The following is a 13,787-nucleotide window of genomic DNA, read 5'->3' as shown; positions in this document are numbered from 1 at the left end:
AATTTATTGATTGAGAAGTTCAGTGAACTCCTGTTTATGTAAAATAATTTCTTTTTTTGAGAGTTTATTGGCTTCGTAAACAATTTTGATATTTCTGATATCGGCCTTAAAAACATTCAAAGATACAATGAGTCCGCTGATCAGCTCTTCAATCGTAAATTTGTAGGTGCCTTCTTTGTGGAAAGATCTTTCCTTGCCGCCGGTGGTTACCAGAATGTAAACCTCCTTTCCTTCCAGCGGGTTGTAATTTCCTTCTTTAATCCAGTCACGGTCGAAGACCTCATCGATCCAGAGTTTTAGCAGAGGAGGCATGCCAAACCATATCAGTGGAAACTGGAAAATAAAGCGATCATAGTTTTTTATTCTCTTTCTTTCCCTGAATGCGGCAATATGAAAATTCGGGTATTCTTCGTAGAGGTCTCTTAAGGTAAAGTGTTGCTGCCGGACATAGAAATTGATGAGCTCTGCATTCGAGTTTGAGTGCTCTAAATAAGGATGCGCAAAAACTACCAACGTCTTCTTCATAAACCTGTTTTCAGTAAATATAATGAAAAAAAATTGGATTAAAAACAGATTTAAAGGGAACTTACTGATTATTTAACATTAATAATAGAGATTTTCACTATTAAGATTAAAAAAACCGGAAAAAATTCCTAATTATGAAATGGATACATAAAAACTGTAAATAGCCGGAAATGTTTTACCATCCTCCCGAAGCACCACCACCGCCGAAGCTTCCGCCACCGCCAAATCCTCCGAAACCTCCTCCTCCGGAACTTCCGCCGCCAAAGCCGCCGCCGAAACTGCCCGGGAAAGGGAAGAACCCACCAGGATAATTTCTCCGGCCTCTTCTTGACAGGATAACATCATCGTCATCACCGTTTCCACCTCTTCCGCCGCCTCGGTTTCCGAAAAGTACCACGAAAATGATGAATATGATAAAGGCGATAATCATAATTCTGACAAGACCGCCATCACTGTTTTTCTGATGTTGCTTTAAAGGTTTAAATTTTCCCTGTACCGCTTCCATGATGGCAGAAGTACCGCGATCAATGCCTTCAAACCATTCGCCTTGTTTAAAATGTGGTGTTACGATATAATCAAGGATCTGTCCTGAAACGGAAGCTGTTAAGTATTGCTCGACCGCGCGGCCCTGCTGGATCGACATTGTGTGATCTTCGGTTGCAATTAAAAAAACAACACCATTATCTACACCTTTCTGGCCGATTCCCCATTTCTCGCCGAACATGGTCGCCAGAAAATTGACATCTTCTCCATTTGTTGATTTGATGATAATGACCTCGATTTCCGTGGAAGTAGAATCTGAGAAAGCAATCAGTTTTTTATTAAGGTCATTTTTTTCCTGTTCGGATAGAAGATTAGCTTCATCAAAAACAGGATATAGAACCGCAGGCTTTTTAGGAACAGAGTATTGTGCTGATACGAATGTGTAAAAGCATATGCTGATGAATGAAAATACTATTTTAAGAGAACGTAATTTCATTAGACAGCTGATTGGGGTTTTCTCCCGTTACAGGAAAATGTTTTTTGAGTTCAAGACCGGTTTCCAGAATCGCACTTTTCAGTGCTTTGTAATAATTTCCTTTGGCAAATTCAGAGGTGATATAATCGTGCAGATGATCCCAGTAAGACTGGCGTACTTTTTCATGGATTCCCGTATCTCCGATGATGGTAAGATATTTCCGTTCAAAATTAACATGAAAAAGCACGGCATTTCTTTCCGTAGTTTTCCCCATGCACAATTCTTCAAAGACCCTGAATGCTGTTTTCGCAATGTCATTATCCGAATTCGAATCTATATGCACACGGATTTCGCCGGTAGAATGTTCTTCTGCTGACTGAATAGCTTCCACAAGGGAAGCTATCTGCTGACTTGTTAGGAAATTACCGGCCATTATTCTGTGAATACTTCAGGTGCTTTTTCAGCGCCTGCTTCTGCTTTGAAATAAGGTTTTTCTTTAAAATTGGTAAAGTTCGCCAGAATATTATTCGGGAACGTTTTAATAGTGGTGTTATAATCCTGAGCAGCCTGGTTGTAGTACACCGTTTCTGTACGGATGCTGTTTTCAATAGCAGTATATTCTCTCTGGAAATTAATGTATTGCTGGTCTGCTTTTAAATTCGGATAGGACTCCACAACGGCCATTAATCTGCTTAATGCACCAGATAGTTCTCCCTGCGCAGCCTGGAATCTTGCCATATCCTGCTCTGTCATATTGGTAGGGTCAACATTGATGGAAGTTGCTTTTGAGCGTGCCTCAACAACTTTTGTTAATGTTTCCTGTTCAAATTTTGAGTATGATTTTACCGTTCTTTCAAGGTTAGGAATCAGGTTTGCTCTTTTCTGATAAACAGTCTCAATATTAGACCATTTGGTATTTACGTTCTGTTCTTTCGTAACAAAATTATTGTAGCCGCTTTTTCCCCAGAAGAATAAAACTGCAACGATAATCAGAAGAGCAATGCCGATGGTGCCGGCGCTCAGACAGCCTCTGTTTTTCATAGTTTAATTTTTTTAAAAATTTTTTGTGCTAACCAAATATACAAATTATGTGCTAATTTTGTAAAAAATAATTTTAATGACAACAATAGTCGTGGCAATGGGAGAAAAGAACGAAATTGGTTTTGAAAATCAGTTACTTTGGCGTCTTCCGAAAGATCTGAAACACTTTAAAGATATTACTTCCGGACATCCGGTTATTATGGGAAGAAAAACATATGAAAGTATCGGGAAACCGCTACCCAACCGTACGAATATTGTTGTATCAAAAAGAAACGACTGGTTTGAAGAAGGTATTCTGATTGTTGGAAGCATCAAAGAAGCCATAAAATTTGCGAAGAAAATAGATGAAGAAATTTTTATCATCGGGGGAGGTAAAATTTATGAACAGACGATGGATGTGGTCGACCGGCTTGAGATAACCAGGGTAAAAGCTGATTTTACTGCTGATACTTTTTTTCCTGAAATTGATCTAAATATATGGAAGAAAGTAAATGAAGAATGCTACGAAAAGGATGAAAAGAATCAATATGATTTCTGTTTTCAGACCTACGAAAAAATTTAAAGTTTAAAGTTCAGGATTTTAGTTTTGAATTCTGTATTCTGAACCCTAAACTCTAAACCTTAATTTTATTATCTTTGCACTTCTAAAATTTAATAATGAATAAATATATAAAACTTGCTGTTGCTGCAGTCCTGATACTTCTGGGACTTTATATGATGTTTTTTACCAGAAATCTGGGGTGGGGAATTGTAGTTTTCCTTTTGGCCGGAGCTCCTATTCTGCTTTTCTTTAAAAATGAATATATCCTCCTGGCTTTCTGGCAGCTTAGAAAGCAGAATATGGAAAAAGCAGCAGACTGGCTGAAAAATATCACAAACTATAAAGCACAGCTTCACAAGTCTCAGTATGGCTATTTTCATTACCTTACAGGATTAACGCAGGCTCAGGATCATCCGACAAAAGTGGAACCTCTGATGAAAAAAGCATTGGAATATGGTCTCAATATGAAACATGACCGTGCAATGGCTACATTAAACCTAGCCGCAGCGGCGATTTCCAAAGGAAGAAAGCAGGAAGGCCAGAAATTACTGGAAGAGGCAAAACGACTGGACAGCGCCGGAATGATGACCGACCAGATCAAAATGATGAAAGAGCAGCTGAAAATGCCGACTATGCAGAAACATATGCATAACCCGAATATGAGAAACCGAGGGAAATTCTTTTAATGAATAACCTAATCAAAAATAAAAGCATCTAATTTTTTTAGGTGCTTTTTTGCTTTGCGTGTCCCTCCTAAAATAACTTGTCAACTTATTTTAGGACTAGTCAGCGAATTTAGGAGGTGGAGGTTCTGGTGATTTAAAGAATGTGTCATTAGGATAAATTTTCTTACGGAGTAATCCAAAACGATCTAATTTTTCAAATCTATCTCGCAGATCTTCACTGTAAAAAGATTTTGCTTGGGCTTTGTTTTTATAATGAATGCTTACAATTGCAGAATTTGTTTCCGTTTTTGGTTTATTTTCTTTGGATAAATATTTAAAATAATTCTCAAAGCTCAATTGATTTTTATTGCTTGCGTTGTAAACTATTTTTGGTAATGTCTGTTCTCTTTTTTCAAATGAACTTATTTCGGAATAGGTCTGAAGAAATACAGTATCGTTTTGTTTGATAAAAGTATACAATTCATGAGATAAAAATAGACAGGCTGAATGATTTACACTTACTTCAACAGTATCACCATTTTCCATCTTGTCTGAAAATTGATATAAATCTTTTTCTAAATCAAAATTACTCTCATGCTGACAAGAGAGGAACAATGAGAAAATCAAAAAAGAAAGGCATTTTTTCATAAATTACATCTCAGAATTATTTTCATACCCATAAAATTTCGGGATCTGCCAATGGTATTTTACAGCTAAAGTTCTGATCGATACAATCAGCAAAATGGTAAAAATCTGAATAACAGTATACGATAAAGTCGTAAATTTAGTTAATAGTAAAAATGCAGCACCACCTACAATACAGGCCGTTGCATAGATTTCCTTCCTGAAAATCAAAGGGATTCTGTTGAGCAGAATATCCCGGATAATACCTCCGAAACATCCGGTAATGGTTCCCAGTCCGATGCATATTAAAGGGTGAATATCGGCATGAAGTCCTTTCTGAACACCGATAATGGTAAACAGCCCCAATCCGAAACTGTCGAAAATAAATAAAGTAACCCTGAAGTTTTTTTCAAAAGATTTAAAAACCATGGTGAAAATGCTGGTCAGGATAATCAAAGCACAGGTTAGCAGATCGTGCATCCAGAACACCGGGATATCCAACAATAAATCTCTTACCGTTCCGCCGCCAACTGAAGTGACAAACGCAATGATCAGCACACCAAACGGATCCAGCCGTTTCTGCATGGCCGCAAAGCTTCCCGACATCGAAAAAGATATCGTCCCGAGAACTTCTATGGCAAAATTGAACTGTTCGTGCATATTGTATGATTGATAAATGATGATCGATTATTGATAATAGTGAAGATTTATCAATCATCATTTATCAATTATCAATAATCTATTTTTCCACTCTCACCGAGTCCGGTACCAAAAGTCCGTATTCTCCGCCGTGGTTGATGATTTCCCTTACGATGCTGCTGCTGATAAAGGATTTTCCGGATGAGGTCAGCAAAAAGACCGTTTCCAGTTTTTTATGGGCTAACGTTCTGTTGGTATGGGCGATGGCTTTTTCAAATTCAAAATCTGCGGGATTTCTCAGTCCTCTGATGATGTACTGAGCATTTTTTTCAAAACAGTAATCTACTGTTAAACCTTCAAAATAATCAACTTCTACATTTGGGAACTCAGCGACGGAGTTTTGGATAAATTCCATTCTTTTTTCCAGAGGAAACATATATTTCTTTTGGGAGTTCTGCCCGATGGCGATGATCAGTTTATCAAAAAGCGGAGCTGCCCGTTCTATGATGTCGTAATGTCCTAAAGTGATCGGGTCAAATGATCCCGGAAAAACAGCAATTTTCATGCGTGATAAAGTTATAAGTTATGAGCTATTAATTATGAGTTTTTTTTACTCGATATCTAGCTCTAATGTCTAATTTCTTTTATTCAAAGCTTTTTCAACCTCATTTCCGCAAAGGTCTGTTATGGAGATTCCGTAAATTTTGGCCTGCTGCGGAAGTATACTTGCAGGAGAAAATCCGGGATTGGTATTCATTTCCAGCATGTATGGAATTCCATCCATTAGAATGAACTCGCTTCTTGAAAAACCGCTCATCCCAAGAGAATTGTAGGCTCTTTTTGCAATTTCTTCTACACGGATTCTCGTTTCTTCATCAATTCTCGCGGGGGTAATTTCTTCGGATGCTCCTTCATATTTGGCTTCATAATCGAAGAATTCATTTTTAGGAACAATTTCCGTGATGCCCAGAACAATGGTTTCTCCTCTATAATCAATAACACCCACGGAAACCTCCATACCGTTAAGAAAACTTTCAATTAAAATTTCATCATCTTCTTTAAAAGCAATTTCTGTTGCAGCAATGAGTTCGGATTTTTCTTTCACTTTTGAAATTCCCAGTGAGGAGCCCGATTGATTCGGTTTAACAAAAACAGGCAAAGCCAGATTTTCTATAATTTCATCCACATTGATGTCTTCGCCTTTTCTCAGGTAAACACTCTTTGCAGAAGGAATACCATATTTGGAAAGTACGGCTAACGTATCTTTTTTATTGAAGGTAAGAGCGCTCTGGTAAAAATCACAGCCGGTATATTTCTGGCCAATGGCATCCCAATATGCCTGAAGAATACCGTTTTCTCCCGGTGTTCCGTGAATGATATTAAAACAGACATCAAATTTCAGCGAAGTATTGTTATCGATGGCTACAGTAAAATCACCTTTATTAATCTGGAATTTCTGATTTTTTTCATCTAAAAAATACCATTCATCCCGAAGAATAACCACTTTGTATACATCATAAAGATTTCTGTCCAGAGAATCGTAAATCAGCTGCCCGCTCTTTAATGATACGACATATTCTTCAGAATAGCCTCCCATCACTACAGCAACACTTTTTTTGCTCATATTTCTAAAGTATCAATTAGGGCAAATTTAATGATTTTATATCATGCAATTTTGGAAATTCAGAAATTTTGAAAACGAAAATGCTCAACGGAAATCAAAGCACATTCTAAAATATTAATTATATTTGCTGTCTAATTATAGTAATTATAGTATGCTTAAATCACTTTTCAATTGGAAAGTTTTACTGAACTTAGTTGTTGCCATCGGTGTTTTCGTGGGATTGGTTTGGCTTACATTCCGTTGGCTGGAGTATCACACCAATCACGGCCAGGAAATTCCCGTTCCCAATATTGTCAATAAATCTGTGCAGGAAGCAATCAAAATATTGGATGATTCCGGACTGGATTATGAAGTGGATAGTTTTAAATATGATCCTAAATACAGACCATTCCAGGTATTGCAGGTGTATCCGGCTCCCGGCTCGCGTGTAAAAGACGGAAGAGCAATTCAGCTGAAAGTAAACCCGAGAACCTGGGCCAGAGTGGAAGTTCCTGATGTTATCAATAAATATTCGGGCCTTGCATTCCAGAGATTGGAGCAGGTGGGATTAAAAGTAGGAGATACTATTTTTGAGCCGAGTATTCAGAAAGATGCGGTGTTAAGAATACTGTATAAAGGAACGGCTGTAAAACCTAAAACCAAACTTCCGAGATTTTCTGTAGTAGATGTTGTGATCGGTTCAGGACCGTTAAGAAATATTACCATTCCTAATGTTGTAGGACTTACGGTAAAAGAAGCCAGAGCTGTGATTGCAAGAAGCATGTTTGAAGTAGGTCTTGTAGAACATGAAGACGGCAGTAAAGATGAATCGGATATTATTTATTATCAGGATCCTGCTGCAGGAGATGTAAGAGATCAGGGAATGCAGATGGATCTCTGGGCCAGTAAAAGAACTCCGGCTGAGCTGAGAGCAAAAATAGAAGAGCTGAATTCCATTTACAGAATGAAGGTAGACACGGCGCTGCCTCCGATTCAGTATCAGGAAATGCCTGTTCAGGAGCCGGCTTATGAAGCTCCTCCGCCTGTTGCAGCACCTAAAAAAGAAAGTCCGAAACCGTCGACGGATGTACAGAAGACAGATGCTCAGAAATCTTCGATAAAACCTTCTTCAGGAAATGAAAGCGCTAAGCCGAAAACTACGGGTACCGGTACTTCCGGCAATACAGCTTCTGCTAATAAACCTGCTGCAACAACACAAAAAACTGCAGAAAAGCCGAAAGCTAAAAAAATAGTGGTAGAATAATAACTAATTTTCATAAAAATACAGGCTTCAACTTTCATTATGTTGAAGCCTTTTGTATAAAAAATATAACAATGGCAGAAGATAACGAAGATTTTTTCGATGAAGAATTAGCAGATCAGAACAGTATTGACAATATTGATATCGATGAGGAAAACAAAGGACTGTATGAACACCTTAATATCACGGTGGATAAAAGTCAGGAACCCTTGAGAATCGACAAATTCTTATTGATCTTTCGTCAAAATTCATCAAGAAACAAAATCTCACAGACCTGCAGGGCAGGTAATGTTATTGTAAACGGAGTTGCCGTAAAACAAAACTACCGTGTAAAACCCGGAGATCAGATTTCCGTATTGCTGGCGCATCCGCCAAGGGAAAATTTCATTATCCCTCAGGATATTCCGATCAATATTGTGTATGAAGATGACGATCTTATCGTTGTTGATAAAGACCCGGGAATGGTGGTGCATCCGGGATTCGGAAACTGGGACGGAACTTTGGTGAATGCTTTAGCCTTTCATTTTGAAAAGAAAGGTGAAAAATCCGATCTCGACAGAGTAGGGCTGGTTCACAGGATTGATAAAGATACTTCCGGCCTCCTTGTTATTGCTAAAAACGAATATGCACTGAGCTTTTTGGCCAAACAGTTTTTCGACAGGAAAACGAAGAGACTTTACTGGGCTTTCGTGTGGGGAAATGTACAGGAAGATGAAGGCACCATAAGAGGGCACATCGGGCGCCATCCGAAGAACAGAATGCAGATGCATACGTATGAAGACGGAAGCCAGGGGAAACATGCCGTGACGCATTACAAAGTATTGGAAAGATTCAGATATATGACCTGGGTAGAATGTAAGCTGGAAACCGGAAGAACGCACCAGATAAGGGCGCACTTCAAACATATCGGCCACACCCTGTTCAATGATGAAAGGTACGAAGGGCATACACCTCTCCGTGGAGTGAATCTTCCTAAGTATAAGCAGTTTATAAAAAATGTGTTTGAAATTCTGCCCAGACATGCGCTCCATGCCCATACTTTAGGATTTGTACATCCTACTACAAAAAAGGAATTATATTTTGAAAGCCCAATGCCGAAAGATATGGCGGATGCTGTAAAAAAATGGAGAAATTATTTAGAAAACTAAAAATATATTGAGAATTTTTTTATATTTGTTGAATTGAAATCAAGATTTGTTATGAGAAAACTATATGCTATCGTATGTTTAGCTCTTTTGTCAAATGCATACAAAGCACAAGAAACATTACCATACTATCAACAGTACCTTTTGGATGGTGAGTTTCTGTTCAACCCAGCACAATACGGAAAAACTGACTATGTGCAACTTAATCTTAACTATCAGCAGCAATTTTCGAAGTTCAGTGAGTCTCCAAACGTACAGTCGGTGGGGATTAACGCGAACATCTTTGATAGAGTAGGAGCAGGTTTATCTGTATTCAGAGACAGTAATGGTCCTATTTCTGCAGGAGGTATTACAGCTGGTGCTTCATATTTTATTCCTCTTAGCAGCGAAGGAGACAGAAAAGACCAGTTCTCTTTCGGTACAAGCGTAAGCTTATACAACATGAATTTTGATTATTCAAAAATTAATACACAAGATGCTTCAGATCCTTTATTACAGGGAAGTGAAAGCAATATTTTCATGGCATATGCCAACTTTGGGGCGCAGGCTACCTATAGAAATATTTTCGCAGGAGTTTCCGTTAATGATATCGCCCTTACGAATGATGAGGCAATTGTAAACGGACGTGAACCTTCTCCGATCAAATTTTTCTTAAATTTAGGATATGACTGGCATGTAGGAGATAACATCTATTTCACACCGTCAGCTTTAATTAACCTTAATACAAACTCTACAAGAACGATTGATTATAACCTAATGGCAACGTTCTTTAATGATATCAATGCATTCTCTTTCGGAGTTAGCTACAGATCTGTTCAGAACAGATTCGACAGCCAGCAGCTGCAGATTGCACCGGTCGTAAAAGTAAGATTCAACAAATTCATGATTGGAGCTACTTATAACTTGGGATTGTCTGATATTCAGGAATATGGAGGAAACAGCTTCATGATCGGAGTCGGATATAACTTCGATAACTTCATTAACCACAGAGGTTATAGATATTAATTGATTTAATTTAAATAAATTTGAGCTCTGAATTTTTTCAGGGCTTTTTTTATGATCTACATTCACATTCCTTTTTGCAAGCAAAAATGCAGTTACTGCAACTTTCATTTTTCTACATCTCTTAATTTTAAAGATGATATGCTTGCTGCTATGAAGAAGGAGATCTGCCTCCGTAAGGATGAATTGCAAAACAAAAAACTGCAGTCCCTGTATTTTGGAGGAGGGACCCCGTCGATTCTCTCATCAGATGAAATAAAATCCCTTATTGATGAGGTTTTACGGTATTTCACTTTTGATCATGATATCGAGATTACCCTGGAGGCTAATCCCGATGATCTTGATAAAAATTTCCTGAAAGGTCTGGCTGATTCTCCGGTAAACCGTTTGTCTATAGGTACTCAAAGCTTTTTTGAAGCAGATTTAAGGCTGATGAACCGGGCACACACTTCAAATGAAGCAGAAGACTCCATTAAAAGGTCTCAGGATTTCGGTTTTGAAAACCTGAGTATTGATTTGATCTACGGTTCGCCGACTTCCAATCTGGAAATCTGGAAAGAAAATCTGAATAAAACAATTGCGCTGGAGGTTCCCCACATCTCATCGTATGCTTTGACGGTAGAACCTAAAACAGCATTGGAAAACTGGATATCAAAAGGAAAAGTAATCAGCCCGAAAGAAGAAGAGCAGAACAGAGAATTCTATTACCTGTCAGATTTTCTGAAAGATAACGGATTTGAACATTATGAAGTTTCAAATTTTGCAAAACCCGGTTTTTATTCAAGACACAATTCTTCTTATTGGAAGTATAAAGAGTATTTAGGAATTGGTCCTTCGGCGCACTCTTATAACGGTTTCGATCGACGAAGCTGGAATGTTGCCAACAATCAGCAATATATTAAAAAATTAAATGCGAATCTCCTGGCTAAAGAAGAAGAAGTTCTTTCACAGAAAGATCAGTTTAATGAAATGATTATGATTGGATTAAGAACAATCTGGGGAGTTGACCTCGCACAGCTTAATGAAAAATTTAACGGCGAAATTCTGGAATATTTCCAAAAAGAAATTAAACAGAAACTTGAAGAAAGAATTTTGATCATCGAAGAAAATCATGTGAAAATTCCGGAAAAGAATTGGTTTATGGCAGACGGAATCGCCGCAGATTTGTTTATGGTTTAGATAGAAGGTTTATAGCAGGAGACCGAGTGACAGTTTGTAAAAAACTTCTGACATCCGGCTTCAGGCATCCAACAATTTCACTATTTTTGTATAAAATTTCAGCTCAATTTTGAAAACGAAAAAGCACGATTATTCGCATCTTTCACCAAAGCAGCCCATAGGCATTTTTGACAGCGGAGTGGGGGGGTTAACGGTTGCCAAAGAAATCAAAAGACTTCTTCCGCATGAAGACCTGATCTATTTTGGTGATACCAAGCATCTTCCTTACGGTGAAAAATCCAGGGAAGCCATCATTGAGTATTCTACAAAGATCACCAATTTTTTGCTGGAGCAGAACTGCAAAGCGATCGTAATTGCCTGCAATACCGCCACCGCAAATGCTTTGAATGAAGTCATGCAGTCGGTTTCGGGAAAAGTTCCGGTAATTGACGTGATTAATCCTGTTGCAGAAAAGGTTTCCTATGAAATTCATAATAATGTGGGAGTAATTGCGACAAAAGCCACAGTGAATTCGGGCTTGTACAAAAAGAGTATAAGAAAGCATAATAAGTGGATTAAAGTAGATGAGCTGGCAACGCCACTATTAGTCCCTGCTATTGAAGAAGGCTTTAAAAATCATCCGATTACGCATGCAATTATTTATAATTACCTCAGCAACAGTAAACTTAAAAATATCGAGACCTTAATATTAGGCTGCACTCATTATCCTTTGTTAATTGATGAAATAAAGCAGTATTATGGAAACCGTGTCCGTGTGATCGATTCCCCGAATATTGTAGCCAATCATCTGAAAATTATTCTGGATAAATATAATCTGCTGAATGATCAGAATCCTAAGCCAAATTATCATTTTTACCTTTCGGATCTCACCAAAAATTTTGAGAAGATCTCAAAGAAATTCTTTGGCAAAACTATCGATCTGGAATTAAAAGTATTATAAAAAAATAAAAGCTGTTTCATCTTGAAACAGCTTTTTTGATATTTTGCTTAAGTTCTAATCTTACTTTTTGTCATCCTGAAAGGATCTAAACAATACATGATGTATGAATATTGAAGACGATTTATTTATTATTCGGTAAGTCAAAATAGCCCCGATTGCAATGGAAATCCTTTTTTGCAAAAAAAAGATTGTAATGGAAAGCGGGAAAAAGCTCCAAAAAATTAATTAAAATAAATTGGAATTTGTATTTGTTTTTAAGAGTTGAACAATAAAATTATTCTGTATAAATTTTATCAAAAAATACATAAATATCTATTAAAACAAAAACATCCGTATCTTTTGTTAAAAACGTCCATATCTTTTAAATAAAACGTCCGTATCTTTTATGAAAAACATGCGTACGTTTTTAGTAAAACCTATTAATGTTTTCAAAATTTATATTATTCTTCCTTTTTTAAGGTATTTCCTAATACTTCCATTAATTTATCCAACGCTTCTTTATCGGTAAGAAATACAACTGCATTAATAAAATTATTATTATCTGTAAATTTTGGACAATATTTAATTGTGTTGTTTTTTCCTTAAACAGATCTGCAATTTCTACTTGAAAAATATCTGCAAGCTGCGGAATATAGTTACTTTTTACTTCACAGGTTTCTGCTTCCCATTTTGCATACGTCTTCCTGTCTATATCCAGCAGATCTGCTATTTCCTGCTGAGATCTGCCTACTCTGTTCCTTAATCTTTTGATGTTTTTCCTACGCTCATGGCTTATTATGTACTATTTTACAGACAAATATATAACTTTTGTACCTAAAGAGGGATATAATTTGGGGAGTTTTTATTACCTTAGCATCGCAGATAAAATTTATTTTTGAAGCAGATTTTTTAAATACAAAAACATGAAAAAAATTTTATTTATCGCCGTTCTTGGAATGGCAGGACTAGTAAGTGCTAAGGAAGGTTTAAACTACAAGTCACAACCAAAAGAAAAACACACTACTAATAATGTAAACTTTAGTAATGTAAATAGTTTTGAAAATACAGAAGTATTTTTAAATTTCTTAAAAGAGAGTAAAGTTACTTTTGCTGAATTGAAAAACAGTCAACAAAAAACAGTTACGTTTTCAAAATTAAACACAATTTTACATTCATATAAAATTGATAATAACAGATCAATTTTAGTTGCTATAGCTGAGAATAATTCTATTTCATTTTCGTATGTATCATCAGAAAATATAAAAATATCTTATAATAACGGAGAAATTGTAGAGTTAAAAGACAATTTGTTTTCCTCTTATGATATAGTGAATCCTAGTATAAAATGTATCAGAGAAACAGCAAAGAAAATTAAACAAATTGTAGAAGCCGATGATGTAGCAGGATCACTGTGTGATCTATCTCCTCAATGTAATTCTTATATTTATGCAGTTGCTGCAGCCCATTGTGCCGCTAATAATAATCAACCCCCAAAATAATGATTTTTTTTATATTACTATTACTTGTTTTTATCAATTTTATTTACGTTTTACTAAAAATACGTAATGATAAAAATAGATTAATCTGGCATTTATTTATTTGCTTTTTCCCCATTATTGGGCCTTTAATTTATTTAGCAAGTAAAAAACAAAATTTAATGAAGTAACGTTAGCGTCTGTCAACTA

The 13,787-nt window shown here is 36.7% G+C and carries 18 protein-coding genes; 9 read left to right on the top strand and 9 right to left on the bottom strand.

The window, feature by feature from the left end; genetic code table 11:
• Nucleotides 1–3: 3 nt before the first annotated feature.
• From ACYT6F_RS02580 to ACYT6F_RS02565, 4 genes are all read right to left on the bottom strand, one after another.
• On the bottom strand, nucleotides 4–525 hold the full coding sequence (locus tag ACYT6F_RS02580; protein ID WP_472599754.1) for an NAD(P)H-dependent oxidoreductase: 522 nt from the start codon (nucleotides 523–525) through the stop codon (nucleotides 4–6).
• A 175-nt stretch (nucleotides 526–700) separates the two neighbouring features.
• Nucleotides 701–1,504: a TPM domain-containing protein gene (locus ACYT6F_RS02575; protein WP_472599753.1), complete on the bottom strand. Its 804-nt coding sequence runs from the start codon at nucleotides 1,502–1,504 to the stop codon at nucleotides 701–703.
• On the bottom strand, nucleotides 1,485–1,916 hold the full coding sequence (locus tag ACYT6F_RS02570) for a TPM domain-containing protein (protein WP_472599752.1): 432 nt from the start codon (nucleotides 1,914–1,916) through the stop codon (nucleotides 1,485–1,487). The genes ACYT6F_RS02575 and ACYT6F_RS02570 overlap by 20 nt, the downstream gene beginning before the upstream one ends.
• A complete protein-coding gene (locus tag ACYT6F_RS02565; RefSeq protein ID WP_472599751.1) occupies nucleotides 1,916–2,524 on the bottom strand; it encodes a LemA family protein in 609 nt (202 codons plus the stop codon). The genes ACYT6F_RS02570 and ACYT6F_RS02565 overlap by 1 nt, the downstream gene beginning before the upstream one ends.
• A gap of 76 nt (nucleotides 2,525–2,600) precedes the next feature.
• Between ACYT6F_RS02565 and ACYT6F_RS02560 the strand changes: the two genes are divergently transcribed.
• The gene (locus ACYT6F_RS02560; RefSeq protein WP_472599750.1) at nucleotides 2,601–3,086 is read left to right on the top strand and encodes a dihydrofolate reductase; all 486 of its coding nucleotides are present in this window, start codon (nucleotides 2,601–2,603) and stop codon (nucleotides 3,084–3,086) included.
• A gap of 95 nt (nucleotides 3,087–3,181) precedes the next feature.
• Nucleotides 3,182–3,751, top strand: coding sequence for a DUF2892 domain-containing protein (locus ACYT6F_RS02555; protein ID WP_472599749.1), 570 nt, complete (start codon nucleotides 3,182–3,184; stop codon nucleotides 3,749–3,751).
• 96 nt (nucleotides 3,752–3,847) lie between these two features.
• Here the strand turns inward: ACYT6F_RS02555 and ACYT6F_RS02550 are convergent, their stop codons facing one another.
• The 4 genes from ACYT6F_RS02550 to ACYT6F_RS02535 all read right to left on the bottom strand — a co-directional run bounded on the left by ACYT6F_RS02550 (nucleotide 3,848) and on the right by ACYT6F_RS02535 (nucleotide 6,617).
• Entirely contained in the window at nucleotides 3,848–4,378 is a 531-nt protein-coding gene (locus ACYT6F_RS02550) for a hypothetical protein (RefSeq protein WP_472599748.1), read from the bottom strand.
• Nucleotides 4,379–4,381: 3 nt separating this feature from the next.
• Nucleotides 4,382–5,014: a trimeric intracellular cation channel family protein gene (locus ACYT6F_RS02545; RefSeq protein ID WP_169229207.1), complete on the bottom strand. Its 633-nt coding sequence runs from the start codon at nucleotides 5,012–5,014 to the stop codon at nucleotides 4,382–4,384.
• A gap of 79 nt (nucleotides 5,015–5,093) precedes the next feature.
• Nucleotides 5,094–5,558: a pantetheine-phosphate adenylyltransferase gene (gene coaD, locus ACYT6F_RS02540; protein WP_169229208.1), complete on the bottom strand. Its 465-nt coding sequence runs from the start codon at nucleotides 5,556–5,558 to the stop codon at nucleotides 5,094–5,096.
• 69 nt (nucleotides 5,559–5,627) lie between these two features.
• Nucleotides 5,628–6,617, bottom strand: a complete 990-nt coding sequence (locus tag ACYT6F_RS02535) for a D-alanine--D-alanine ligase (RefSeq protein WP_472599747.1) — start codon at nucleotides 6,615–6,617, stop codon at nucleotides 5,628–5,630.
• Between the two features lie 151 nt (nucleotides 6,618–6,768).
• Between ACYT6F_RS02535 and ACYT6F_RS02530 the strand changes: the two genes are divergently transcribed.
• The 5 genes from ACYT6F_RS02530 (at nucleotide 6,769) to murI (ending at nucleotide 12,123) form a co-directional block, all read left to right on the top strand.
• On the top strand, nucleotides 6,769–7,860 hold the full coding sequence (locus ACYT6F_RS02530) for a PASTA domain-containing protein (RefSeq protein WP_472599746.1): 1,092 nt from the start codon (nucleotides 6,769–6,771) through the stop codon (nucleotides 7,858–7,860).
• 71 nt (nucleotides 7,861–7,931) lie between these two features.
• On the top strand, nucleotides 7,932–9,005 hold the full coding sequence (locus tag ACYT6F_RS02525) for an RluA family pseudouridine synthase (RefSeq protein ID WP_472599745.1): 1,074 nt from the start codon (nucleotides 7,932–7,934) through the stop codon (nucleotides 9,003–9,005).
• Between the two features lie 51 nt (nucleotides 9,006–9,056).
• Entirely contained in the window at nucleotides 9,057–10,007 is a 951-nt protein-coding gene (locus ACYT6F_RS02520; protein WP_472599744.1) for a PorP/SprF family type IX secretion system membrane protein, read from the top strand.
• A gap of 51 nt (nucleotides 10,008–10,058) precedes the next feature.
• A complete protein-coding gene (gene hemW / locus ACYT6F_RS02515; protein ID WP_472599743.1) occupies nucleotides 10,059–11,183 on the top strand; it encodes a radical SAM family heme chaperone HemW in 1,125 nt (374 codons plus the stop codon).
• Nucleotides 11,184–11,292: 109 nt separating this feature from the next.
• Nucleotides 11,293–12,123, top strand: a complete 831-nt coding sequence (murI, locus tag ACYT6F_RS02510; RefSeq protein WP_472599742.1) for a glutamate racemase — start codon at nucleotides 11,293–11,295, stop codon at nucleotides 12,121–12,123.
• 478 nt (nucleotides 12,124–12,601) lie between these two features.
• On the opposite strand, the gene ACYT6F_RS02505 is transcribed toward murI, so the two are convergent.
• Nucleotides 12,602–12,814, bottom strand: a complete 213-nt coding sequence (locus tag ACYT6F_RS02505; RefSeq protein ID WP_472601095.1) for a hypothetical protein — start codon at nucleotides 12,812–12,814, stop codon at nucleotides 12,602–12,604.
• 211 nt (nucleotides 12,815–13,025) lie between these two features.
• Between ACYT6F_RS02505 and ACYT6F_RS02500 the strand changes: the two genes are divergently transcribed.
• Nucleotides 13,026–13,601 carry a hypothetical protein gene (locus ACYT6F_RS02500; RefSeq protein WP_472599741.1) on the top strand — a complete coding sequence of 192 codons (576 nt, stop codon included), beginning with the start codon at nucleotides 13,026–13,028 and terminating at the stop codon, nucleotides 13,599–13,601.
• Nucleotides 13,601–13,768, top strand: coding sequence for a PLDc N-terminal domain-containing protein (locus ACYT6F_RS02495; protein WP_472599740.1), 168 nt, complete (start codon nucleotides 13,601–13,603; stop codon nucleotides 13,766–13,768). Before ACYT6F_RS02500 ends, ACYT6F_RS02495 begins: the two co-directional genes overlap by 1 nt.
• Nucleotides 13,769–13,787 lie beyond the last annotated feature (19 nt).

The sequence above is a fragment of the Chryseobacterium sp. NG-CE01 genome (genome assembly GCF_055695505.1).
The sequence above is the reverse complement of the archived record's forward strand: the minus strand, read 5'-3'. Positions and strand labels throughout refer to the sequence as shown.